The organism is Micromonospora marina (genome assembly GCF_900091565.1).
Lineage (GTDB): Bacteria > Actinomycetota > Actinomycetes > Mycobacteriales > Micromonosporaceae > Micromonospora > Micromonospora marina.
The window spans coordinates 57,360-79,927 of sequence record NZ_FMCV01000012.1 but is presented as its reverse complement, the minus strand read 5'-3'; the positions used below and the strand labels follow the sequence as shown (position 1 = coordinate 79,927).

General features: G+C 74.8%; 21 protein-coding genes and 1 pseudogene. 13 read left to right on the top strand and 9 right to left on the bottom strand.

Annotated features, from left to right (window positions below; genetic code table 11):
- Positions 1 to 9: 9 nt before the first annotated feature.
- The gene (locus GA0070215_RS15890; protein ID WP_091046817.1) at positions 10 to 1,971 is read left to right on the top strand and encodes an endonuclease/exonuclease/phosphatase family protein; all 1,962 of its coding nucleotides are present in this window, start codon (positions 10 to 12) and stop codon (positions 1,969 to 1,971) included.
- A 7-nt stretch (positions 1,972 to 1,978) separates the two neighbouring features.
- Here the strand turns inward: GA0070215_RS15890 and GA0070215_RS15885 are convergent, their stop codons facing one another.
- From GA0070215_RS15885 to cofC, 3 genes and pseudogenes are all read right to left on the bottom strand, one after another.
- Positions 1,979 to 2,896 carry an NUDIX hydrolase gene (locus GA0070215_RS15885; protein ID WP_018786285.1) on the bottom strand — a complete coding sequence of 306 codons (918 nt, stop codon included), beginning with the start codon at positions 2,894 to 2,896 and terminating at the stop codon, positions 1,979 to 1,981.
- 7 nt (positions 2,897 to 2,903) lie between these two features.
- Positions 2,904 to 5,210 carry an RNA degradosome polyphosphate kinase gene (locus tag GA0070215_RS15880; protein ID WP_208600352.1) on the bottom strand — a complete coding sequence of 769 codons (2,307 nt, stop codon included), beginning with the start codon at positions 5,208 to 5,210 and terminating at the stop codon, positions 2,904 to 2,906.
- A gap of 291 nt (positions 5,211 to 5,501) precedes the next feature.
- A pseudogene (gene cofC, locus GA0070215_RS29105) lies at positions 5,502 to 6,110 on the bottom strand (2-phospho-L-lactate guanylyltransferase); the annotation flags it as partial.
- A gap of 95 nt (positions 6,111 to 6,205) precedes the next feature.
- On the opposite strand from cofC, the gene GA0070215_RS15870 reads away from it, so the two are divergent.
- The 5 genes from GA0070215_RS15870 (at position 6,206) to GA0070215_RS15850 (ending at position 11,165) form a co-directional block, all read left to right on the top strand.
- Entirely contained in the window at positions 6,206 to 6,931 is a 726-nt protein-coding gene (locus tag GA0070215_RS15870) for a lysophospholipid acyltransferase family protein (RefSeq protein WP_091046807.1), read from the top strand.
- Positions 6,928 to 7,935, top strand: a complete 1,008-nt coding sequence (locus tag GA0070215_RS15865) for an NAD(P)H-dependent glycerol-3-phosphate dehydrogenase (RefSeq protein WP_018786289.1) — start codon at positions 6,928 to 6,930, stop codon at positions 7,933 to 7,935. Before GA0070215_RS15870 ends, GA0070215_RS15865 begins: the two co-directional genes overlap by 4 nt.
- Positions 7,936 to 7,946: 11 nt before the next feature.
- Complete coding sequence (locus GA0070215_RS15860) at positions 7,947 to 9,062, top strand: cystathionine gamma-lyase (protein WP_091046804.1); 1,116 nt, start codon at positions 7,947 to 7,949, stop codon at positions 9,060 to 9,062.
- A gap of 172 nt (positions 9,063 to 9,234) precedes the next feature.
- A complete protein-coding gene (locus tag GA0070215_RS15855) occupies positions 9,235 to 10,026 on the top strand; it encodes a putative protein N(5)-glutamine methyltransferase (RefSeq protein WP_091046802.1) in 792 nt (263 codons plus the stop codon).
- An 86-nt stretch (positions 10,027 to 10,112) separates the two neighbouring features.
- Positions 10,113 to 11,165, top strand: coding sequence for an ROK family protein (locus tag GA0070215_RS15850; RefSeq protein ID WP_091046999.1), 1,053 nt, complete (start codon positions 10,113 to 10,115; stop codon positions 11,163 to 11,165).
- 37 nt (positions 11,166 to 11,202) lie between these two features.
- Here GA0070215_RS15850 and GA0070215_RS15845 read toward each other — a convergent pair whose 3' ends face one another.
- Positions 11,203 to 11,403 carry a DUF397 domain-containing protein gene (locus GA0070215_RS15845; RefSeq protein WP_018786293.1) on the bottom strand — a complete coding sequence of 67 codons (201 nt, stop codon included), beginning with the start codon at positions 11,401 to 11,403 and terminating at the stop codon, positions 11,203 to 11,205.
- A 4-nt stretch (positions 11,404 to 11,407) separates the two neighbouring features.
- On the bottom strand, positions 11,408 to 12,253 hold the full coding sequence (locus tag GA0070215_RS15840) for a helix-turn-helix domain-containing protein (RefSeq protein WP_091046797.1): 846 nt from the start codon (positions 12,251 to 12,253) through the stop codon (positions 11,408 to 11,410).
- Between the two features lie 235 nt (positions 12,254 to 12,488).
- On the opposite strand from GA0070215_RS15840, the gene GA0070215_RS15835 reads away from it, so the two are divergent.
- Entirely contained in the window at positions 12,489 to 12,713 is a 225-nt protein-coding gene (locus GA0070215_RS15835) for a hypothetical protein (protein ID WP_018786295.1), read from the top strand.
- A 166-nt stretch (positions 12,714 to 12,879) separates the two neighbouring features.
- A complete protein-coding gene (locus GA0070215_RS15830) occupies positions 12,880 to 13,983 on the top strand; it encodes a D-alanine--D-alanine ligase family protein (RefSeq protein ID WP_091046794.1) in 1,104 nt (367 codons plus the stop codon).
- A 40-nt stretch (positions 13,984 to 14,023) separates the two neighbouring features.
- Here GA0070215_RS15830 and GA0070215_RS15825 read toward each other — a convergent pair whose 3' ends face one another.
- On the bottom strand, positions 14,024 to 14,611 hold the full coding sequence (locus tag GA0070215_RS15825) for a DUF3515 family protein (RefSeq protein ID WP_091046792.1): 588 nt from the start codon (positions 14,609 to 14,611) through the stop codon (positions 14,024 to 14,026).
- Entirely contained in the window at positions 14,612 to 14,845 is a 234-nt protein-coding gene (locus tag GA0070215_RS15820) for an Lrp/AsnC ligand binding domain-containing protein (protein ID WP_018786298.1), read from the bottom strand.
- Between the two features lie 163 nt (positions 14,846 to 15,008).
- On the opposite strand from GA0070215_RS15820, the gene GA0070215_RS15815 reads away from it, so the two are divergent.
- Positions 15,009 to 15,956, top strand: a complete 948-nt coding sequence (locus GA0070215_RS15815) for a thiamine-phosphate kinase (protein ID WP_018786299.1) — start codon at positions 15,009 to 15,011, stop codon at positions 15,954 to 15,956.
- Positions 15,957 to 16,043: 87 nt separating this feature from the next.
- Positions 16,044 to 16,511 carry a GNAT family N-acetyltransferase gene (locus GA0070215_RS15810; protein ID WP_018786300.1) on the top strand — a complete coding sequence of 156 codons (468 nt, stop codon included), beginning with the start codon at positions 16,044 to 16,046 and terminating at the stop codon, positions 16,509 to 16,511.
- On the opposite strand, the gene GA0070215_RS29100 is transcribed toward GA0070215_RS15810, so the two are convergent.
- On the bottom strand, positions 16,508 to 16,696 hold the full coding sequence (locus tag GA0070215_RS29100) for a hypothetical protein (protein WP_244167018.1): 189 nt from the start codon (positions 16,694 to 16,696) through the stop codon (positions 16,508 to 16,510). The two genes, GA0070215_RS15810 and GA0070215_RS29100, sit on opposite strands and share 4 nt — an antisense overlap.
- A gap of 632 nt (positions 16,697 to 17,328) precedes the next feature.
- Positions 17,329 to 17,520, bottom strand: a complete 192-nt coding sequence (gene rpmB / locus GA0070215_RS15800) for a 50S ribosomal protein L28 (RefSeq protein WP_013284551.1) — start codon at positions 17,518 to 17,520, stop codon at positions 17,329 to 17,331.
- A gap of 210 nt (positions 17,521 to 17,730) precedes the next feature.
- Here rpmB and GA0070215_RS15795 point away from each other — a divergent pair, with 210 nt between their 5' ends.
- From GA0070215_RS15795 to GA0070215_RS15785, 3 genes are read left to right on the top strand one after another with little or no spacing between them, the layout of a single operon-like run.
- Positions 17,731 to 19,344 carry a DAK2 domain-containing protein gene (locus GA0070215_RS15795; RefSeq protein WP_091046995.1) on the top strand — a complete coding sequence of 538 codons (1,614 nt, stop codon included), beginning with the start codon at positions 17,731 to 17,733 and terminating at the stop codon, positions 19,342 to 19,344.
- Positions 19,341 to 21,542, top strand: a complete 2,202-nt coding sequence (recG, locus tag GA0070215_RS15790; protein ID WP_091046788.1) for an ATP-dependent DNA helicase RecG — start codon at positions 19,341 to 19,343, stop codon at positions 21,540 to 21,542. The genes GA0070215_RS15795 and recG overlap by 4 nt, the downstream gene beginning before the upstream one ends.
- A gap of 54 nt (positions 21,543 to 21,596) precedes the next feature.
- On the top strand, positions 21,597 to 22,541 hold the full coding sequence (locus tag GA0070215_RS15785; protein ID WP_091046785.1) for a serine hydrolase domain-containing protein: 945 nt from the start codon (positions 21,597 to 21,599) through the stop codon (positions 22,539 to 22,541).
- The last annotated feature ends 27 nt before the right edge of the window (positions 22,542 to 22,568 follow it).

Here is a 22,568-nt window from a genome sequence, read left to right as displayed (position 1 = left end):
GAGGCGCCCGTGCGGCACCGTCACCTCTCCACCCTCACGCTCGCGCTCGGTGTCGCGGTCCTGCTGGACGTGCTGCGGATCTGGCTGCCGTCGGTCATCACCCTGTTCGGCCGGGCCGCCGAGACACCTGCCGAGTTGCTCGGCGCGTTCGCGCTCGGCTGGTTCCTGCTCGCGCTCGCCGCGCCCACGCTCGTACGCCGCATCGGCGCCGCCCCGGTCGGACTCGTCGCCGCCGGTGTGCTGGCGGGGGCCCGGCTGGCGCTCACCGCGCAACCCGGCGGCCCGGCCCAGCTCTGGTCGGCCTGCGCCGGGCTGCTCGCCGGCCTGATCTGGCTCGCCGCCGTCGCCGCCTCGGTGCCCCGGCCGGTCGCCGGGCTGGCGCTCGGCCTGGCCGGGAACGCGGCCGGGCACGCCCTGCTCGGCACCGAGGACCTGGTGTGGCGCGGCGGCGTGCTCGCCTGGGGCCTGAGCGTCCTGCTGGTGCTGGCGTTCCTGGCCGCCTCGGTGGCGGCACGGCGGGACCGGACGGGCGCCCCGGTCGCGGGCGAGGCCGGATCGCCCGCGTCCGTCCCGGGCCGCCGGACCTGGTTGCTGTGCGGGCCGGCGCTGCTGCTCGCCGGTCAGGTGGCGCTCGCCCCGGCGGTCTGGAGCGCCGCCGCCGGCACCGGATCGCCCGACTTCCCCGGCCTCGCCCGCCCGGCCGGCGGATCGTTGCCGGGCGCGCTCGCGGTGCTGCTCTTCCTCACGGCGGCGTTGTTCCGGGCACCGGTGCGCCCGGCCCGGCTGCTGTGGCCGTCGGCGCTGCTCGCCGGGTCGGTGCTGTTCGTGACCGGGCGTCTCGTGCCGGCGTACCTGCTCACCGCCGTCGGCCTCGGCGGCTGCCTGGCGCTCACCGACACGGCCGCCGGGGACGGCCGGGCCGCCGCCACCGACGAACGAGACACCGACGGCAGGCGGGCAGGGGCGCGGCGCGGCCGGGCGGCGGCGCTCGGGATGCTGGTGTTCGCGGTGGCCACGGTCGCCTACTACGCCGCCTACGACCTGGGATACCCCAACGGCTGGGCTCCGGTCGCCACGGCCGTCCTGGTGGCTCTGGTGGCGGCTACCGCGCCTCTCCGGCCCGCGCCGGCCCCCGGCCCGACGCCGTCCGGCGGGGCGTCACCGGGGCCGGTGCTGCCCGCAACCGCCCGGGTCGCGGCCCTGGCGGGCCTGACCGCGCTGGCCGGGCTCGCCGCCGTGCTGCACGTGCCGGCCACGACCGCCCGGGCCACGACCGCGACGGCTGCGGTACGGGTGGCGGCGTACAACATCCGGATGGGGTTCGGCCTGGACGGCCGGCTGGACCTGGACGCGGTGGCCCGGGAGCTGCGCGGCGCGGACGTGGTGCTGCTGAGCGAGGTCGACCGGGGCTGGTGGCTCAACGGCGGGCACGACACGCTGGCGCTGCTGGCCGGGCGGCTTGGGATGCCGTACGTCTTCGCGCCCGCCGCCGACCCGGTGTGGGGCGACGCGGTGCTCAGCCGCTTCCCGATGCGCTCCGGGCAGACCCGGCGGCTGACCGCGCACGGCGCGCCGACCGGGGCGCAGGCCCTCGGCGTCACGCTCGACCTCGGCGGCCGGGAACTGGCGGTGGTGGCCACGCACCTGCAACCGCCGCCCGGCCGGGATCCGGTCGAGCAGGCGGGCGAGGTGGCCGCGTTCGCCCGCCGGTACGCGAACGGCCGTCCACTTGTGCTCGGCGGCGACCTGAACACCGAGCCGGACGACCCGGCGTTCGCCGAGTTCACCCGCACGGGCCTGGTGGACGCGCTGGCGGCGGCCCGGCCACTGCGGACCAGCCCGGCCGACGACCCGCGTAGCCAGATCGACCACGTCCTCGTCTCGCCGGGCCTGACCGCGGGCGAGGTACGCGCACCGCGCACCGAGGCCAGCGACCACCTCCCGGTGACGCTCACCGTCACGTTGCCCTGAAACCGCCTCACAGACGATCGGCGGCGAACAGCCGGTCACCGGCGAACGGCAGCAGCCAGCCGCCGCCCTTCGCGGTGGTGAAGTCCTCGTCCACGCGGCCGGTGAGCCGTTCCAGCGCGCCCGGGATCACCTTGCCCTGGCTGCACACCGCGACCGACTCGACGGCCTGCGCCAGCGCGGTCAGCCGGGCCGCGGCGGCGAGCGTGCACTCCTCGACCTGCTGGCCCGGTGCCGGCTCGTCGAAGTCGCCGCAGACCTCGATCGGCAGGTCCAGCCGGGCCGCCGCCGGATCGAGCGTCTGCACGCAGCGCCGGGCCGAGGCGGAGAACAGGCGGGCCGGGCGGACCAGCGCCACCAGCGGGACCAGCGCCCGCGCCTGCGCCCACCCCTGCTCGTCCAGCGGGCGGCCGTGGTCCGGGCCGGTGAAGGTGCCGCGCTTGCCGGCGTGCGCGTGCCGGACCAGCAGCGCCGTCGCGGTGACCGGCGGCAGCGCCGCGAACGCGGCGATCACCTCGGCGTCGTGCGGGTAGCTGACCCGGCGTACCGCGTCGTCGACCGGGAACCAGCCCACGTCGTCGACCTCGGTGCCGGGCTGGAAACCGCCGGTGCCGGCCGCCCGCATGGACCAGTAGTCGACCGCCTTGGCGAGACCCTCGCTGCGGTAACGGACGGTGGGCAGGCGTACCTGCGGCACGCCGCGTACGCCGGTCTCCTCGGCCACCTCGCGGACGGCAGCCACGAGCGGATGTTCGCCGCGGTCCAGCTTGCCCTTCGGCAGCGACCAGTCGCCGTAGCGGGGGCGGTGCACCAGGCAGACCTCGACGCCGGCCGGACCCGGGCGCCACACCACGCCCCCGGCGGCCCGGATCCGCACCGGCTCGTCGTCGCTCACCCGCTCACCGTATGCCCGCCCGGCACGCGCCACGGCCCGGTCAGTCCGCCCGGCCGCCGACCCGGCGCAGCAACAGATCCTGGAGGTGGGCGAGCGGCACGTCGCCGTCCCCGGTACGCCGGTGCCAGGTGCCGTCCGCGGCCAGCTCGAACGCGTCCACGTCGGGATCGAACGCGGCGGTGAGGACGTGGTCCAGTTCGGCCCGGGCCACCGGGTCGCTCACCTGCACCAGCGCCTCCACCCGGCGGTCCAGGTTGCGGTGCATCAGGTCGGCCGAACCCATCCAGAACTCGGCGTCGCCGTTGTTGCCGAACCGGAAGATCCGGGAGTGTTCCAGGAACCGGCCGAGGATCGAGCGGACCCGGATGTTCTCCGACAGCCCCGGCACGCCCGGCCGCAGCGTGCACATGCCCCGGATCAGCAGGTCCACGTGCACACCGGCTCGCGACGCCCGGTAGAGCGCGTCGGTGATCTCTTCGTCGACCAGGGAGTTCACCTTGAACTGCACGAGCCCCGGCATGCCCAGCCGGACGTGCTCGATCTCCCGGTCGATGCGTTCGATCAGGCCGCTGCGGATGCCCTGCGGCGCCACCAGCAGCCGCCGGAACGCGGTCTGCCGGCTGTAGCCGGTGAGCACGTTGAACAGGTCGGTCAGGTCGGCGCCGATCTCCGGGTCGGCGGTGAGCATGCCGAAGTCCTCGTAGAGCCGGGCCGTCTTCGGGTGGTAGTTGCCGGTGCCGATGTGGCAGTACCGGCGGATCTGGTTGCCCTCCTGGCGCACCACCAGCGCGGTCTTGCAGTGCGTCTTGAGCCCCACCAGGCCGTAGACCACGTGGCAGCCGGCCCGTTCCAGCGTGCGGGCCCAGCCGATGTTCGCCACCTCGTCGAACCGTGCCTTCAGCTCGACCAGCACCACCACCTGCTTGCCGGCGGCGGCCGCGTCGACGAGCGCGTCCACGATCGGGGAGTCGCCGCTGGTGCGGTAGAGCGTCTGCTTGATGGCGAGCACGTTCGGGTCGGCGGCGGCCTGCTCGACGAAGCGTTGCACGCTGGTCGCGAACGAGTGGTACGGGTGGTGCACCAGCACGTCGCCGTCGCGCAGCGTGGCGAAGACGCTGCGCGGCACCTCACCCTCGGCCAGCCGCGGATGGGTGGCCGGCACGAACGGCGGGTCCTTCAGGTCGGGCCGGTCGGCCTCGCCGTAGACCTGCCAGAGCGCGGACAGGTCGAGCAGCCCGCGTACCCGCAGCACGTCGTGGCCGTCCATGTCCAGCTCGCGGACCAGCAGCTCCAGCATGTGGTCGGAGATGGACGCGGCGACCTCCAGGCGTACCGGCGGGCCGAACCGGCGCCGGGCCAGTTCCCGCTCCAGCGCCTGGAGCAGGTCCTCGTCGCGGTCCTCGTCCACCTCCACCTCGGCGTTGCGGGTCACCCGGAACAGGTGGCACTCGACCACCTGCATGCCGGAGAACAACTGGCCGAGATGCACCGAGATGAGGTCCTCGACCGGCAGGAACCGCACGCCCGGCTGGTCGTGGTGCACCCGGACGAACCGGGGCACGTTGTTCGGCACCTTCACCCGGGCGAACAGCTCCGAGCCGCCGTCCGGGTCGCGTACCGAGACGGCCAGGTTCAGCGACCGGCCGGAGATGTACGGGAACGGGTGCGCCGGGTCGACCGCCAGCGGGGTGAGCACCGGGAAGATGTGCTCCCGGAACCAGGTGCGCAGCCGCTCGCGCTCGGCGTCGTCCAGGTCGCTCCAGCGCAGTATGCGGATGTCCTCGGCGGCGAGCTTCGGCAGCACGTCGTCGACCAGGCAGGCGGCGTGCCGGGCGACCAGCCCGGCCGCCTTGCCGGTGATCAGGTCGAGCTGGGTGCGCAGTGGCAGCCGGTCACCGCCGCGTACCGGCAGCCCGGCGGAGAGCCGCCGCTTCAGCCCGGCGACCCGGACCATGTAGAACTCGTCCAGGTTGCTGGCGAAGATCGCCAGGAACTTCGCCCGTTCCAGCAGCGGGACGCGCGGATCCTCGGCGAGCGCCAGCACCCGGGCGTTGAAGTCGAGCCAGGACAGCTCCCGGTTGAGGAAGCGGTCCTCCGGCAGCGGCGGCGCGGACGGCGGGCCCGCGTCCGCAGGGGTCTCGTCGGCCGGGCCGGGGCCCTCCACCGGATCGAGCGGCTCGTCCAGTCCGGTTGATCCGGCCGCGTCGGGATCGGCGCCGAGGCGCTCCTCCGGCGGCCGGGTCTGACGGAACCGCCCGTCCGGGCCGCGGGTGCGGCGGCCGTTGCGGGGGGTGCCGGGGTCGATGATCGGCGGCGGGACTTCGGGGTGCTCGCGAGGGGTGCTCACCACCTCATGATTCCCCGATAAGGGTGAACGGAAAATGAACTCGGGCCAGGTTATTCACGCCATCGTCGGCAAGGTCACCCGGACCACCTCGCCGTCGGCGTCCCGCTCGATCCGGACACGCTGCCCCAATCGGAGCAACCGTAGCCCGGAGGCGTCGAACGCGCGGGCCGGGAACGCCAGTTCGGTGCCGTCGTCGAGCAGCAGCACGCCGCTGCGGGTCGACGCGTCGTAGGTAGCCACCGTCCCCTGCATGCCAGCACCGTACCGGACCGCCCCGCCGACCCGCGCCAGCAGCGCGGCGGTACGCGGCCCCACACCCAGCCCGGCGGCGCCGGCCAGGTCCGCCGGGGTGTCCACGTCCCGGCGCAGGCTGGGCCACTCACCGGCGAGCGGCAGCGCCCCGCCCGCCGCGTGCGCCGCGGCCGAGCCGGGCCCGAACCGCGGCGCCAGCGGCGCACCGGCCGGCGCGGCGAGCAGCACCGTGCCTCCGCCCGGGGCATCAGCCACGAACCCGCGTACCCCCCGGGTGGCCCGCAACGCGGCGGCCAGCTCGGCCGGTCGCAGCGCCGGCAGGTCGGCGGTCAGGCCCACCACCGCGGCACGCGGACCGGCGACGGCCGCGCCGTGCCGGAACGCCGCGTTCAGCCCGCCGCCGGGGTCGCCGACGACGCGGGCGCCCGCCGCGCCGGCCGCCGCTGCCACGCGCGAATCGTCGGTGACCACGAGCACCCCGGCGACCGCCGGGCACGCCCGCACCGCGCGCAGGGTGTCGGCCGCCAGGGCCAGCGCCAGCTCCTCGTGGGGTACGCCGGGCAACGCGCCCCGCAGACGGCTCTTCGCCGCCGGAAGGCGCTTCACCGGCATGACCACGGTCCAGCGGGCCTCAGACACGCCGACCATCCTGCCAGCGAGGGCGCTGGCACCCGCACTGGCCGCGGCGGGGCCGAACAGGCATGATTCTGTGCCGGGGCGCGAGGGCGGATCGAGGAGGCACCGTGGCACGGCGCAGGCTGGGGTTCTGGCGACGGCTCGCCGTGGTGCTGGTGAAGCCGCTGATGATCGTCTGGACCCGGCGCACCTGGCGGGGCATGGAGCACCTGCGCCACGACGGCGGCGTGATCCTCGTGCCGAACCACATCTCGCACGCCGACCCGCTCGTGGTCGCGCACTACATCTACGACGCCGGGCGCTGGCCGCGCTTCCTCGGCAAGGCCAGCGTGTTCCGGGTGCCGGTGGTCGGCTGGATCCTGCACCGGTGCCGGCAGATCCCGGTCGAGCGGGGCACCGTCGAGGCGGTCAAGTCCCTCGACAAGCTGGTCGCCGCGCTGGCCGAGAGGGGCGCGGTGGTGATCTACCCGGAGGGCACCACCACCCGGGAGCCCGACCTGTGGCCGATGAAGGGCAAAACCGGCGCGGCCCGGCTGGCGCTGGTGACCGGCGCCCCGGTGATCCCGATCGCCATGGTCGGCCCGGAACGGATGTTCGATCCGCGTACGGCCCGGTTCGGGCTGCGCCCGCGCACCCCGGTGACTGTCGTCGCCGGGCCGCCGGTGGACCTGAGCCGCTGGGCCGGCGCCACGCCGACCCGGCCGATCCTGGAGGAGATGACGGACACCATCATGCTGCGTATCCGGGATCTGGTCGCGGAGATCCGCGGCGGCACACCACCGCCGCTCTGGCAGCGGCCCGCCCGTACCGGCGCCCGGGAGGCCACCGAATGAGCGGGCACGTCGCCGTGCTGGGCGCCGGTTCCTGGGGGACCGCGTTCGCCAAGATCCTCGCCGACGCCGGGCGGGACGTGACGGTCCTGGCCCGCCGGGCCGCCGTGGCCGAGGCGATCCGGACCGGGCGGCACAACCCGGAGTACCTGCCGGGCGTGCGCCTGCCCGAGCGGGTGACCGCCACCGGTGACGCCGCCGAGGCGATCGAGGGGGCCGATGTGGTGGTGCTGTCGGTGCCCTCGCAGACGCTGCGCGGCAACCTCGCCGACTGGACGCCGTACCTGGCTCCGGACGCCACGCTGGTGTCGCTGATGAAGGGCATCGAGCTGGGCACCACGAAGCGGATGAGCCAGGTGATCACGGAGACCGCCGGGGTGCCCGCCGACCGGGTGGTGGTCGTCTCCGGGCCCAACCTGGCCCCGGAGATCGCCGCCGAGCAGCCGGCCGCCACAGTGGTCGCGGGCACCGACAGCCGGCGGACCGCGCTGGTGCAGGCGTCCATCCGGACGCCGTACTTCCGCCCGTACACGAACGACGACGTGATCGGCTGCGAGCTGGGCGGCGCGGTGAAGAATGTGATCGCGCTGGCGTACGGCATCGCCACCGCGATGGGTTTCGGCGACAACACCCGGGCCATGTTGATGACCCGCGGCCTGGCCGAGACCGCCCGGCTGGGCGTGGCGCTCGGCGCCGACCCGATCACCTTCGCCGGGCTGGCCGGCATGGGTGACCTGGTAGCCTCCTGTTCGTCGCCGATGGCCCGCAACCGCACCTTCGGCGAGCACCTGGGCCGCGGCGAGACGCTGGAGCAGGCCCAGGCGGCCACCCGGCAGACCGCCGAGGGCGTCAAGAGCTGCCTGGCCATCCGCGACCTGGCCCGGGCGCACGGCGTGGAGATGCCGATCACCGAGCAGATCGAGCGGATCTGCCACGAGGGGATGGACCCGCGCCTGGCGGTGGACGCGCTGATGAGCCGCACCGCCAAGCCCGAGTCGTACGAGTGAGCGGAGCGGGGATGACCGAGCACTGGGGTGACGGCACGCGCAGCGTGCACGCCGGCCTGCCGGACGCGGTACCCGGGCAGCCGTTGCTGCCCGGCCCGGTCTTCGCCGCGCCGTACCACCTGGACCCCGAGCGCGGCCCGTCGGCGGCGGTCAACGGGTACGGACGGCCCGACAACCCCACCCGGCGGCTGCTGGAGACGGCGATCGGTGAGCTGGAGGGCGGCGACTGCCGGGTCTTCGCCAGCGGCCAGGCGGCCATCACCGGGCTGCTGCTGACCGTGCTGCGCCCCGGCGACACGGTGCTGCTGCCCGCCGACGGCTACTACTCGGTACGCTCGTTCGCCTCGGACACGCTGGAGCAGCTCGGCGTGCGCGTGGTGCTCGTGCCGACGGCCGGTCCGTACCCGTCGTTCGAGGGCGTGCGGATGGTGCTGCTGGAGACCCCGGCGAACCCCGGCCTGGACGTCGCCGACGTCGCGGCGGTGGCCGCCGCCGCGCACGCCGCCGGTGCGCTCGTCGCGGTGGACAACACCACCGCCACGCCGCTCGGGCAGCGCCCGCTGGACCTCGGCGCGGACGTGGTGGTCGCCTCCGGCACCAAGGCGCTGACCGGCCACTCGGACCTGCTGCTGGGCTACCTGGCCACCCGGGACGCCGGGCTGCGGGACGCGGCGACCACCTGGCGCAACGCCACCGGCGGGGTGCCCGGCGCGTTCGACTGCTGGCTGGCCCACCGGTCGCTGGCCACGCTCGACCTGCGGCTGGCCCGGCAGACCGCCAACGCGCGGGCGCTGGCCGAACTGCTCGCGGGCCGCCCGGACGTCACCGGGCTGCGCTGGCCCGGACGGCCGGACGACCCGGCGTATCCGGTGGCGTCGGCCCAGATGCGGCGCGTGCCGGGCGTGCTCTCGTTCGACCTGGGCGACGAGCGCCGGGTGGCCCGGTTCCTCGGTGCCTCCCGGCTGGTGGCCGCCGCCACCTCGTTCGGCGGGCTGCACACCACAGCCGACCGGCGGGCCCAGTGGGGCGACGCCACGACGCCGGGTTTCGTGCGGTTCTCCTGCGGCATCGAGGACACCGCCGACCTGCTCGCCGATGTGGCGGCGGCGCTCGACACGGCGGGCTGACGGCGTGCCGGCCGCTCGGCTAGGGTGACGGGCAGCCACGGCCCGTGCTGTCGCGACCCGAGGAGGTGAGTCCGATCCACAAGCAGAGGACCGGCGCTCCATCCGAGTCCGCGTCGCTTCAGGGCTGAGGCGACGCCGGGGGCGCCGACGAGCGCTTCCCGAAAGGCATGCCATGGCATCCACCGTCTTCACCCCCGACCGTCCGGCCCTCGTCCGGCGGCTGCGCGCCGCCGGTTGCGTCTTCGCCGAGGACGAGGCGGACCTGCTGATCGCCGCCGCCGAGTCGACGCAGTCGCTGACCCGCCTGGTCGACAGTCGCGTCGCCGGGCTGCCGCTGGAGCACCTGCTTGGCTGGGCCGAGTTCTGCGACCGGCGGATCGCCGTACACCCGGGGGTCTTCGTGCCGCGCGGCCGGACCGCGCTGCTCGTCGACGCGGCGACGGCGCTGGCCGGGCCGGCCCCGGCGGTGCTCGACCTGTGCTGTGGCTCCGGCGCCGCCGCCGTGGTGCTGCACGAGCGGCTGGCACCCGGCTGGTTGGCCGCCGCCGACATCGACCCGGTGGCCGTGGCCTGCGCCCGGCGCAACCTCGAACCGCTCGGCGTCCCGGTCTACCAGGGCGACCTGTTCGACGCGCTGCCGGCGGGCCGGCGCGGGAAACTGGACCTGGTGGTGGCGAACGCGCCGTACGTGCCGAGCGCCGCGGTGGTCTCGCTGCCGGCCGAGGCGCGCCTGTACGAGGCGCCGGTGGCGCTGGACGGCGGCACCGACGGCCTGGCCGTGTTGCGCCGGGTCGCCGCCGGCGCGGCCGAGTGGCTCGCCCCGGGCGGGCACGTCGTGGTCGAGTCGAGCGCCGCGCAGGCCCCCGAGCTGTGCGGCGTTTTCACCGCGGCCGGGCTGGAGCCGGTGGTGGTCCGCGACGAGGAGCGGGCGGCGACAGCGGTCACCGCTCGCCGTCCCGGCTGACCACGGCGGGGGAGTCCGCGCGGGGGCGTGGCGGGTGGGCCGGGCGGGAACTAGCCTCGGGTCAGGCGCGGCGGGAGGCGGTGGCGGTGGGCAGCGCAGGTGTGCCGGTGGTGGTGGGGCTGGACAATGGGGGCACGAGCGACAACGCCACAGTGCTCACAGTCGACGGCCGGTTCCTGGTGGACGGGCTGCTGGAGATCCCGAGCGAGGTCGGTGCCGGGCCGGAGGCGGCGGTGGGGGCGCTCGCGCGGGCGTTCGACGGCGTCCTGGCCCACACCGGCGTGCCGCGTGACCTGGTCCGTGCGGTCGGGCTGGACACGCCCGGCCCGGCCAGCGCCACCGGTGTGATCTCGTCCCGCGGTTCGACGAACTTCTCCCAGCCCGCCTGGCGGGGCTTCGACGTGCGCACCGCGCTGGAGCGGCGGCTGGGCCTGCCCGTCGTGTACGCCAACGACGGCAACGCCGCCGCGCTCTATGCCCACCACGTGCACTTCGGTGCCGAGGCGATGGCCCGATCGTCGGTGTCCGCGATCGTCGGCACCGGGCTCGGCGGGGGCGTGGTGGAGTCCGGCCGGGTGGTCGGCGGGGCGGCCGGCATGGCGGGCGAGTTCGGGCACGTGCACATCCCGCTGGACGGCCTGGTCGAGCCGGACCAGGCGGCGCCGGTCTGCGCCTGTGGCTTCACCGGGGACGCGGAGAGCGTCGCGTCGCTCACCGCGATCCGGCGCAACCTGCTGCCGTACTGGCTGGCGCGGCATCCGGAGCACCCGCTCGCGGCGGAGGAGCCGGACCGGGCGGCGAAGCTGCTGCGCGGCTACGGCGAACGCGGTGACCCGCTGGCCCGCCTGGTGTTCACCCAGCAGGCCAAGGCGCTGGGCCGGTTGTTCACCATCGCGGCCAACTTCACCGATCCGCACGCGTACTTCGTCGGCGGGGGCGTGGTGGAGGCGGCGCCGGAGTTCCGGGACTGGTTCCTCGCCGCCGTCGCCGAGCACACGGTGCTGCGGGATGAGCAGCGGGCGGTGGCCACCTTCGCGCTGGTGCCGGACCGGGACATGGCCGGGGCGCGGGGGGTGGCCATCGCGGCGCTGGAGGCGGTACGCGCCACCGTCACCGCTGCCGCCGCCCCGCTCGGCTGACGCGGTCGGGCCGTTCAGCGGGCGCCGGTCGGGCCGCTCAGGGGCGCGGCGGTGCCGTGGTGAACGCCGCCCAGGCGTGCGGGGGGAATACCAGCACCGGGCCGGCCGGGTCCTTCGAGTCGCGGACCGCCACCGCGCCGGGCAGCGGCGCCATCTCCACGCATGCGCCCTCGTCACCGCTGTGGCTGCTCTTGCGCCAGCGGGCCGGTGCGGGGTTCGTGCGGTTCGTGCCGTTCATCTGGTCACCTCTCGTTCAGCAGGCGGAGGAGCTGGTCCCGACTGGCCGCCGGGCTCAGGGCCACGGTCCGCAGGTGCTCCATGATCTTGGCGCAGGTACGCAGGTCACCCGGTCGGTCGAGGACCATCTGCCCGGCGACGGTCTCCACCGAGGCGATGATCGGGTCCTCCGGGTCGGCGAACTCCAGGATGTGCAGCGATCCCCGGGTGCCCCGGTGGTAGCCGGCGGCCAGCGGGATCACCTGCACCGTGACGTTCGGCAGCTCGGCCACCTTCAGCAGGTGCTGGAGCTGGCCGGACATGACCGAGCGGTCACCGACCGGGCGCAGCAGCGCGCCCTCGTCGATGATGGCGTCGAGGATCGGCGGCTCGGCGCCGGAGAGCCGTTGCTGGCGGTCCAGCCGTAGCTGGACCCGCTGCTCCACCTGCTCGTCGGTGAGCGTGTGCGGGCCGCCGCGCATCACTCCGCGGATGTAGTCGGCGGTCTGGAGGAGACCGGGCACCACCGACGGTTCGAAGTTCGCGATGCCGGTGGCCTCGGCCTCCAGCGCGATGAAGTCGATGGTGCGCTGGTCCAGCAGGTACGAGTAGGACACCCACCAGCCCGGCTTGCGGGCGTCCTTCGCGAGTTGCACCGCCGCGGCGATGTCGGCCGGGTCCACGCCGTAGCTGGTCAGCAGTGCGCGCACGGTGGCGGGACTGACGAGCGTCTGCGCGTTCTCGTAGCGGGACAGCGTGCTCCGGGTGCTGTTGATCTCGTCGGCCGCGGCCTCCAGGGTGAGGCCGGCGGCCTCCCGGTGGGTCCGCAGGGCGATGCCGAGCCGTCGGGCCCGGGCGGTCTTCGGCGCCATGCATCGATGGTCGCACATCCCGCGGGAAAATGGGCATGAGAGAAAGTCGATGAGAGTTGCATTCACGCCGGTGAACCTGTCAATGTGTGACGGCGTCCTCACCGCCGGTTGTCGTGGCGACGGTGGTGGTGAGCGACCGGAGGGGATGGGGCGCGCGGTGGTCGGATTCTTCACTCCCCCACGATCCGACCGCCGCGTGCCCCTGCCGGTCCACGAGACGGGGAGGGGTTCCGCGGTGACCAGGTTCCTCGTGGTCCTGACCGATGTGCGTCCGCCGGACGGCACCCGGCGTGACGAACGGACGAGCCCGGAGCGCCGCCGCCAGGTGGTGGGCACGAGCAGCCGGGAGGCCGCCGACCGGATCGCCGGTGCCTTCACGGCGCTGGGCATGGTGCGGGCCGGCCGGCAGCGGGTGAAGGTCATCGCGGTCGGCCGCCGGCCCCGGCACCCGGCCCTCTGAGACACGCCATTCCGTTACTCCCCGTAGATGTAACCTTGACCGTTTGCCACGCGACTCCGCGTCTCCCCGGGTATCGACCACCGCTTGCGGCAACGCACAGTAAGGTCAGTCGGGTGAGCGCCACCGGCGAGCACGGCCAGCCGCAGTCGCGAACGATGAGGTGACCATGACCACCCCAGGCAAGACCCGTGTGGCGATCGTCTTCGGCGGGCGCAGCCCCGAGCACGGCATCTCCTGCGTCAGCGCCGGCAGCGTGCTGGCCGCCCTCGACCCGGACGAGTTCGAGGTGGTCCCGGTCGGCATCACCCGGCAGGGCCAGTGGGTGCTCGCCAGCGGCGACCCGAGCCGCCTCGCCATCGCCGACCGCAAGCTGCCCGAGATCACCGCCGGCTCCGGCGCCGAACTCGTGCTGCGCGCCGACCCCGCCGCCGGTGGCCTGATGGTGCTCGACCCGGCCCAGGGGCCGGTCGCGCTGGCCGACGTGGACGTGGTCTTCCCGGTGCTGCACGGCGCGTACGGCGAGGACGGCACGATCCAGGGCATGCTGGAGATGGCCGACATCCCCTACGTCGGCGCGAACGTCTTCGCCTCCGCCGCAGCCATGGACAAGGAGTTCACCAAGAAGCTCTGCGCCGTCGAGGGCATCCCGGTCGGCCCGTACGCGGTGCTGCGCGCCGGGATGTCGCTCAGCGAGGAGGACAAGGAGCGCCTCGGGCTGCCCGTCTTCGTCAAGCCGTCCCGGGCCGGCTCGTCGTTCGGCATCACCAAGGTCGACGACTGGGCGGACCTGGACGCCGCGCTCGTCACCGCCCGCGAGATCGACAGCAAGGTGCTCGTCGAGGGCGCCGTGGTCGGCCGCGAGATCGAGTGCGGGGTGCTGGAGGGCGAGGCCGGTGGCGCGCCCGAGGCCTCGGTGCTCGCCGAGGTGCGGATGATCGGCGACCGCGACTGGTACGACTTCGAGGCCAAGTACCTCTTCGCCGACGAGGTCTGCGAGTACGACGTGCCGGCCGACCTGCCCGAACCGGTGGCCCGGCAGGTGCGCGACTACGCCGCCCGGGCGTTCACCGCGCTCGACTGCTCCGGCCTGGCCCGGGTCGACTTCTTCGTGACCCCGCAGATGGACGTGTACCTCAACGAGATCAACACGATGCCGGGCTTCACCCCGACGTCGATGTTCCCGCGGATGTGGTCGGCCAGCGGGCTGGAGTACCCGAAGCTGGTCAACCGCCTGATCCGGACCGCCCTGCACCGCCGCGCCGGCCGCTGACCGCCGGCACCGCCACATCGGCCCCCGACCGGGGCCGACGTCAGGCGGAGCAGCCCGAAGGGGCCTGCTTCGCCGAGGGCACCGAGCTGACGATCGTGTCGGAGATCGAGGTCACCCACTGCAGCGGCGGCTCGTACGACTTCGGCACCCGGACCCGGATCGGGGTCTCCCGATCGACGGTGGTCAGCACCGTGGCGTCGCCCTCCTCGGCCGCGTGCCAGCAGACCTGGTTGACCTTCCACACCTCGTCGGTGGGCGGGAACTCCGCCGGATTGCCGCCGCAGGCCACAGTCAGCGCCGGTTCGCCGTACGCGGCGTTCTGCTCCGGGCCCGCGGTGACCGGGCGCTGCGGCAGCTCACGCACGTTGTCCGGAAGCTGCGACATCAGGGCACGGCAGAGCACCGTCGGACGCTCGGCCAGCGCGGGGGCGGGCATCTCGACCGGCGCGCTGGACTGCGCCCGGGGACTCGCCGACGCGCTCGGCTCGGCCTCCGGAGACTCCGGGGCCAGCTTGGCGAACGTGAACCCGGCGACCGCCACGGTCACCGGCACCGCGACGAGCGTCGCCCAGAGCGCGGCACGGCGGCTGGCGCCGTCCCGGCGCGGGGAGGTGTCCTTCTCGTCCACTTACAGCCGCACCACCGAACACGTGAGGGTGCGAGTGATGCCGGGCACCATCTGCACCTTGCTGACGATGAGTTTGCCGAGCTCGTCGACGGTGTTCGCCTCGGTGAGCACTACCACGTCGTACGGCCCGGTGACGGCGTCGACCCGTACCACGCCGGCCAGGTCCGCGATCTGACCGGCCACGTCACGCGCCCGGCCGACCTCGGTCTGGATGAGGATGTACGCCTGTACCACGACTCGACCTCCGTCCGTCGCCTCCGGGCGACCCGAAGGGTGAAACTACCGTACTGAGCGGCCGTGATCCCTATCGGTCGCCGGTCGGACGCGGTGAGCGAGCACACGCCGGTGCGGACAGGGGTGGGACGTGCGGAACGACGCAGCGGAGCGAGGGGACGGAATGACTGTCACTGATGTCGGCGAGTTCGGCCTGATCGACCGGGTGACCGCCCGGCTGGCACAGGGGCAGAGCTGCCTGCTCGGCCCCGGCGACGACGGTGCGGTGGTGGCGGCGCCGGACCGGCGGGTGGTCGCCTCGACCGACGTGCTGGTGGAGGGGCGGCACTTCCGCCGGGACTGGTCGTCGGCACGGGACGTGGGGCACCGGGCGGCGGCGGCGAACCTCGCCGACATCGCGGCCATGGGCGCCACCCCGACCGCGCTGCTCGTCGCGCTCTGCATGCCGGCCGAGCTGGACCCGGCCTGGGCCGAGGAACTGGCCGACGGGCTGGGCGCGGAGGCGGCGCTCGTCGGCGCGAGCGTGGTGGGTGGGGACATGTCCGGCAGCCCGACGCTCACCATCGCGGTGACGGCGCTCGGCGACCTGGCCGGCCGCGCCCCGGTGCTCCGCTCCGGGGCCCGCCCCGGTGACGTGGTGGCGCTGGCCGGGCGTACCGGCTGGTCGGCGGCGGGCTACACCGTGCTGTCCCGGGGGTTCCGCACGCCGCGGCTGCTGGTCGAGGCGTTCCGCCGCCCCGAGGTGCCGTACGCCGCCGGACCCGCTGCCGCCGCTGCCGGAGCCACCGCCATGATCGACGTGTCGGACGGGCTGCTGGCCGACCTGGGGCACGTGGCGACCGCCAGCGGGGTGGCGGTCGACCTGAGCCGGGACGCGTTCGAGGTGCCCCGGCAGATGCGGGACGCGGCGCAGGCGCTCGGCGTCGACCCGTACACCTGGATCCTGGGCGGCGGCGAGGACCACGCGCTGGCCGCGACGTTCCCGGCGGACGCCGCGCTGCCGGACGGCTGGCAGCCGGTGGGGCGGGTGGCCGCCGGCGCCGGGGTCACCGTCGACGGCGCCGCCTACAGCGGCCCGCGCGGCTGGGACCACTTCCGCAGAGCGGAGTAGCAGGCACAGCAGGAGAGCGGAGTGATCTGCGTCCGAACCCCGGCCGCCGGGCCGGGCCGGGCCCCGAGCCGGTCGTAACCTGACACGGTGAGCGAGATCGAGATCCGGGAGCGGCGCTTCGACGCGCCCGAGTCGCAGGCGCTGATCCGGGCGGCGCTGGCCGACCTCGGCGCCCGGTACGGCGGCAGCGGCGACGAGACCCCTGTCGACGCGGCCGAGTTCACCCCGCCGGACGGCGTGTTCCTCGTCGCCTACCTGGACGGGCGGCCGGTGGGCTGCGGCGGCTGGCGCAGCCACGGCGGGGACGGCGACACGGCCGAACTGAAGCGGATGTACACCGACCCGGCGGTCCGGGGCCGGGGCGTGGCCCGTTCGGTGCTCGCCGCGGTCGAGCGGTCCGCCCGCGACCACGGCCGCAAGCAGATCGTGCTGGAGTGCGGCGACAGGCAGCCCGAGGCGATCGCCCTGTACACCTCGGCGGGCTACGAGCGGATCCCGAACTTCGGCTTCTACAAGGACGCCCCGGGCTGCCTGTCGTACGGCCGTACGCTCTAGCCGACCGAGATGCGGATCGCGCGTGCGGCGCGGCGCGCGCCGGTCGCCCGCGCCGGCAGCGCCGGCCGTTCGCCGCGCAGGATCCGCAGGTACGCCTCGATGACGTCCCGCCCGTAGGCGATCGAGATGAGCGCGGTGATCATGTCGCCGGGCATCCGGGCCGCGCACTCCACCAGCGTCGGCACTCCACCAGCGTCGGCACGCCGTCGGCGAGGATCCATTTCGCTGTGCAGCAGGGCCGAGGCGCTCGGCGAGCCGGGCGGTGGCACCGACCGCGTACTCCAGGCCGGGCAGGACCAGCCGCGCGTCGGCGAGGCCGGGCTCGCGGGCGAGCAGGGCATCCGGGTCGAAGCCGGTCTGGTACTCGGCCGCGACGAGCCGCCCGATCATCGGCAGCCGCTCGGCGAACCGGGCCAGGTCGCGGCGGGCGATCACGTCCGGCTCCTCGACCAGCACCACGCCGCCGGGCGGCAGCTCCTGGTCGAACCAGCTCAGCGAGCCGAACGACGCGCCCGCCACCACCAGTTGCTCGCGACCCAGGTCGAGGTCCACCGGTCACCCTCCCCGCGGCTCGCGCCGGAACCGGACGGCCGGCTCAGCAGCACCCTTACCGGCTGGAACGCGGCGGTCGCCGTACGGTCGGTCAGGGGTGCGGGGCGGGTCGGCCGATACCAGCCGGTGCGCGCGGCGGGTCGCTCGGGACGACGGAAGCCGGGCACGACAGAAGCCGGGCACGACAGAAGCCGGGCACGACAGAAGCCGGCGGAACCCGAAGGGATCCGCCGGCGACCGACGATGTTCCGGTGGCGCTACCGCGTCAGGCGCGGGTGACCTTGCCGGCCTTGATGCACGAGGTGCAGACCTGCAACTTCTTGGTGGTGCCACCACCGGCCGGGGTACGCACCGACTGGATGTTCGGGTTCCAGCGGCGGTTGGTCCGCCGGTGCGAGTGGGACACGTTGTGGCCGAAGCCCGGCCCCTTGCCACAGACGTCGCACACGCTAGCCACGGGATACTCCTGGGATTGAAACGTTCATGAGGTCGCCGCCAGGCGCTGCCCGGGCAACCTGGTCAGGTTACCCGATGACAGTCGGTACGCCCAACCGGCCCTTTCGCGAGCCCACCCAGCGTACCGGCGGGCCGGCCGGTACGTCGGCCGGGGCGGACACGCGGCGGACGACCCCGGCGCGTGTCGGTGTACGCCAGTAGGCTTCCCGACGTGCTGGAGACCCTCGACGCCGCAGCGGTGCGCCGCTGGTGCGCGAGCGGGCTGACCGCCCTCCGGGCCCACCAGGGCGAGATCGACGAGCTGAACGTCTATCCGGTGCCCGACGGCGACACCGGCACCAACCTGGTGCTCACGTTCACCTCGGCCCAGCAGGCCCTGGCGATGGACCTCGGCACCCTCCCCGACGACGGGCACACCCCGCACGGGCACGCGCTGCGGTTGATGGCCCGGGGCGCGCTGCTCGGAGCACGCGGCAACTCCGGCGTGATCCTCTCGCAGATCCTGCGCGGTCTCGCCGACACACTCGCCGCCGTGCCCGCGGTGCGCGGCCGGCAGTTCGCCGACGCGCTGGCCGACGCCAGCGCCGCCGCGTACGCCGCCGTCGCCCGGCCGGTCGAGGGCACGCTGCTGAGCGTGGTCGCCGCCGCGGCGCACGCGGCCCGCCGGACGGACAGCGACGACCTGCGGGCCGTGGCCCGGGCCGCGGCCGAGGCGGCGGCGCACGCGCTGGCGCGTACCCCCGAGCAGTTGCCGGAGCTGGCCCGCGCGGGCGTCGTCGACGCCGGCGGGCGCGGCCTGTGCCTGCTGCTGGACGCGCTGGTCGAGGTGGTCACCGGGGAGAGCCCGGCGCAGCCGGCGCCCGCGCCGCCCGCCCGCCCCGCGCCGGTCACCGCCGTGCGGGAGAGCGGCTCCGACGTGTACGCCTACGAGGTGCAGTACCTGCTCGACGCAGACGACGAGGCGGTGGCCCGGCTGCGCGCCGAGCTGTCCACGCTGGGCGACTCGCTGGCGGTCGTCGGGGACGGCGCCGGCACCTGGAACGTGCACGTGCACGTCAACGACATCGGGGCGGCGGTCGAGGCGGGCGTGGTCGCCGGCCGCCCGCACCGGATCACCGTGACCCGTTTCGCCGACCAGGGTGCGCCGGTGCCGGGGCCGCAGGCGCGGCTGCCCGAGAGGCGGGCCGCCGTGGTGGTGGCCACCGGCGCGGGCATCGCGGAGCTGTTCGCCGCCGAGGGCGCCGTGGTGGTGCCCGCCAACCCGTCCACGGGCGAGCTGCTCGACGCGATCCGGGCCACCGGCGCAGCCCGGGTGGTGGTGCTGCCCAACGACCCGAACACCCAGTCGGTGGCGAGCGCGGCGGCCAGGGAGGCGCACGGCCTCGGCGTGAAGGTGAGCGTGGTGCCGACCCGTTCACCGGTGCAGGCGCTCGCGGCACTGGCCGTACGCGACCCGAAGCGGCGCTTCGAGGACGACGTGATCGCGATGGCCGAGGCCGCCGGAGCCTGCCGGTACGCAGAGGTCTGCCACGCCGCCCGGGAGTCGCTCACCGTCGCCGGTCCGGCCCGCCCGGGTGACGTGCTGGCCCTGGTCGAGGGTGAGGTGCACCTGATCGGGCAGGATCTGGTCGACACCTGCACCGCCGTGGTCGACCGGATGCTCGGCGGTGGTGGCGAGCTGGTCACGCTGCTCTGCGGCGCGGACGCGCCGGCCGGGCTGGCCGACCGGGTCCGCGCGTACGTGGAGGGGGCCTGGCCGTTCGTCGAGGTGCAGGCGTACGAGGGCGGGCAGCCGCACTATCCGCTCCTGGTGGGGGTCGAATGACCGGAGAAGCGGCCACCGTGGACACGCCGCTGAAGAAGCTGGTCGGCGAGCGCACCGCGAAGGCGCTGGCCGGGCATCTGGACCTGCACACCGCGGGCGACCTGATCTACCACTTCCCGCGCCGGTACGACGAGCGCGGCGAGCACACCGACATCCGCTCGCTGGACGTGGGAGAGCAGGTCACAGTGCTCGCCCAGGTGCAGCGCACCGCGGTCCGCCCGATGCGCCAGCGGCGCGGCAACCTGCTGGAGGTCACCGTCGGCGACGGCTCCGGCGGCGTGCTCACCTGCACGTTCTTCGGCAACCAGGCGTGGCGGGAACGGGAGCTACGGCCCGGCCGGTGGGGGCTGTTCGCCGGCAAGGTGACCGAGTTCCGGGGCAAGCGCCAGCTCAACGGCCCGGAGTACGTCCTGCTCGGCGAGGGCGGCGAGGGCGAGGCGGCGGCCAACGAGGAGGTCGAGGAGTTCGCCGGGGCGCTGATCCCGGTCTACCCGGCCGCGGCGGCGGTGCCGACGTGGGTGATCGCCCGCTGCGTCCGCGTCGTGCTCGACACGTTCACCCCGCCCGAGGATCCGCTGCCGGCCACCGTGCGGGCCACCCGCAACCTGGCCGGCATCGGCACCGCGCTGCGCGAGATCCACCGTCCGACCAGCAAGGAGGCGCTCTACCGGGCCCGCCGCCGGCTGAAGTGGGACGAGGCGTTCGCCGTGCAGCTCACGCTGGTGCAGCGCAAGCACCGGGCGGCGGCGTCGCCGGCGCTGGCCCGGCCCGCGGCGGCGGGCGGCCTGCTGGACGCGTTCGACGCCCGGCTGCCGTACGAGCTGACCTCCGGCCAGCAGGTCGTCGGGCGGGAGATCGCCGCCGACCTGGCCCGGCCGCACCCGATGCACCGGCTGCTCCAGGGCGAGGTGGGTTCCGGCAAGACGGTGGTGGCGTTGCGCGCCATGCTCCAGGTGGTCGACGCCGGTGGGCAGGCCGCGCTGCTGGCCCCGACCGAGGTGCTCGCCGCCCAGCACCACCGGGGCATCCTCGATCTGCTCGGCCCGCTCGGCCGGGCCGGTGAGCTGGGTGCCGCCGACGACGCCACGCGGGTGGAGCTGATCACCGGCTCGCTGGGCGCGGCGGCCCGGCGCCGGGCGCTGGCCGAGGTGGCCGAGGGCCGCGCCGGCATCGTGCTCGGCACGCACGCCCTGCTCTACGAGGGCGTCGACTTCCACGACCTCGGCCTGGTGGTGGTGGACGAGCAGCACCGCTTCGGTGTGGAGCAGCGCGACGCGTTGCGCGCCAAGGCCGAGCAGCCGCCGCACGTGCTGGTCATGACGGCCACCCCGATCCCGCGCACGGTGGCCATGACCGTCTACGGCGACCTGGAGACCTCCACGCTGTCCCAGCTTCCGCAGGGCCGCTCGCCGATCGCCTCGCACGTGGTCCCGGCCGCCGAGAAGCCGACGTTCCTCGACCGGGCCTGGCGCCGGCTGCGCGAGGAGGTCACGAAGGGCCACCAGGCGTACGTGGTCTGCCCGCGGATCGGAGAAGGGCCGGTGTCGGACGAGGAGGCGCCGCGGGAGGACGACAACGGCCGCCGCCCGCCGCTGGCCGTGACCGAGGTGGCCCCGCTGCTGGCCGAGGGGCCGCTGCACGGGCTGCGGATCGGGGTGCTGCACGGGCGGCTGCCGGCCGACGAGAAGGACGCGGTGATGCGCGCGTTCGCCGACGGCGAGCTGGACGTGCTGGTCGCGACCACTGTGGTCGAGGTCGGCGTGAACGTGCCGAACGCGACGGTGATGATCGTGCTGGACGCCGACCGGTTCGGTGTCTCCCAGCTCCACCAGTTGCGGGGCCGGGTCGGCCGGGGCTCGGCCGCCGGCCTCTGCCTGCTGGTCACCGAGGCGGCCGAGGGCTCGTCCGCGCGGGAGCGGCTGGACGCGGTCGCCTCCACCACCGACGGCTTCAAGCTCGCCGAACTCGACCTGGAGCAGCGCCGGGAGGGCGACGTGCTGGGCGCGACCCAGTCCGGCCGGCGCTCACACCTGCGGCTGCTGTCGCTGAGACGCGACACCGAGCTGATCCGCGACGCGCGGGCCGAGGCGATCGAACTGGTTGAGGAGGATCCGGATCTGGCCCGGCATCCGGCGCTGGCGGCGTCGGTCGCCGCGCTGGTCGACGAGGAACGGGCCGAATACCTGGAGAAGGGCTGACGCGCGAGGGCGGCGGGGCGGCGGCACGCGCGTCGCGTGCCTAGGCTCGCGCAGATGTCGACACCCTCACTCGAACGCGGTGCGCTGCTGCTGGCCCGAGGTGACGAACTGCTCGTGGACCGGGTCGCCGGGGCGGCCGACGAGACATCAGGCCGGCCGTGCACCCCGGCGACCCGGTTCCAGATCGCCTCGATAAGCAAGCAGATGGCAGCGGTGGCGGTGCTGCTGCTCACCGAACGCGGCGTACTGCGCCTGACCGACCCCGTCACCCGGTGGCTGCCCGGCACGCCGCCGCCGGAATGGTCCGGCATCACGCTGCACCACTTGCTCACCCACACCTCCGGCCTGGGCCACTGGGAGGAGTATCCGGCGGTCGACCTGCACGGGCCGGTCGAGCCGGACGAACTGCTCGACCGGTTCGCGGCGCTGCCGCCGCTGTTCCGGCCCGGAGCCGGGTGGCACTACAGCAGCCCCGGCTACGTGCTGCTGGCCCGGACCGTCGAGCGGGCAGCCGACCGGCCGTACGCCGAGTTCCTCGCCGAGGAGGTCTTCACGCCACTGGGCATGACGGGCAGCTTCGCCGGTGCGGGCGACGGACGGCCGGACGTGGCGGTCGGGCACGAGGGTGACCGGCCGGTGCCGTCCTGGGATCTGGCGACCGTCAGCATGGGCGCGGGCGACGTCTGGTGCACCGCTGCGGACCTGCTCACCTGGCTGGACGTACCGCGCCGGGGCCGGCTGCTCGGCGCGGCCTCGGTGACGGCGATGACCGCACCGCACGCGCCCACCGGGCGTCCCGGGGAGGCGTACGGCTACGGCTTCTTCGTCGGCCCGCTGGCCGGCCGGTGGGCGCTGCACCACTCGGGGGACAACGGCGGCTACAAGGCGTTCGCAGCCTGGCTGCCCGACTCCGACCAGCGGCTCGTCCTGCTGACCAACCGGGCCGAGGTCGATCCGGCCACGATCACGTCGGCGCTCGACGGCCCCGAGGCGCGGTGATCCACGGGAGGGCCGCGCGGCCGGGTG

Excerpts from the sequence above, each read along its gene's own strand:
- GA0070215_RS15815 (WP_018786299.1), top strand. The coding sequence starts at position 15,009 with ATGACTGTCACTGATGTCGGCGAGTTCGGCCTGATCGACCGGGTGACC.
- GA0070215_RS15845 (WP_018786293.1), bottom strand. The coding sequence starts at position 11,403 with ATGAACGGCACGAACCGCACGAACCCCGCACCGGCCCGCTGGCGCAAG.
- GA0070215_RS15855 (WP_091046802.1), top strand. The coding sequence starts at position 9,235 with ATGGCATCCACCGTCTTCACCCCCGACCGTCCGGCCCTCGTCCGGCGG.
- recG (WP_091046788.1), top strand. The coding sequence starts at position 19,341 with ATGACCGGAGAAGCGGCCACCGTGGACACGCCGCTGAAGAAGCTGGTC.
- GA0070215_RS15830 (WP_091046794.1), top strand. The coding sequence starts at position 12,880 with ATGACCACCCCAGGCAAGACCCGTGTGGCGATCGTCTTCGGCGGGCGC.
- GA0070215_RS15840 (WP_091046797.1), bottom strand. The coding sequence starts at position 12,253 with ATGGCGCCGAAGACCGCCCGGGCCCGACGGCTCGGCATCGCCCTGCGG.
- GA0070215_RS15860 (WP_091046804.1), top strand. The coding sequence starts at position 7,947 with ATGACCGAGCACTGGGGTGACGGCACGCGCAGCGTGCACGCCGGCCTG.
- GA0070215_RS15865 (WP_018786289.1), top strand. The coding sequence starts at position 6,928 with ATGAGCGGGCACGTCGCCGTGCTGGGCGCCGGTTCCTGGGGGACCGCG.
- GA0070215_RS15785 (WP_091046785.1), top strand. The coding sequence starts at position 21,597 with ATGTCGACACCCTCACTCGAACGCGGTGCGCTGCTGCTGGCCCGAGGT.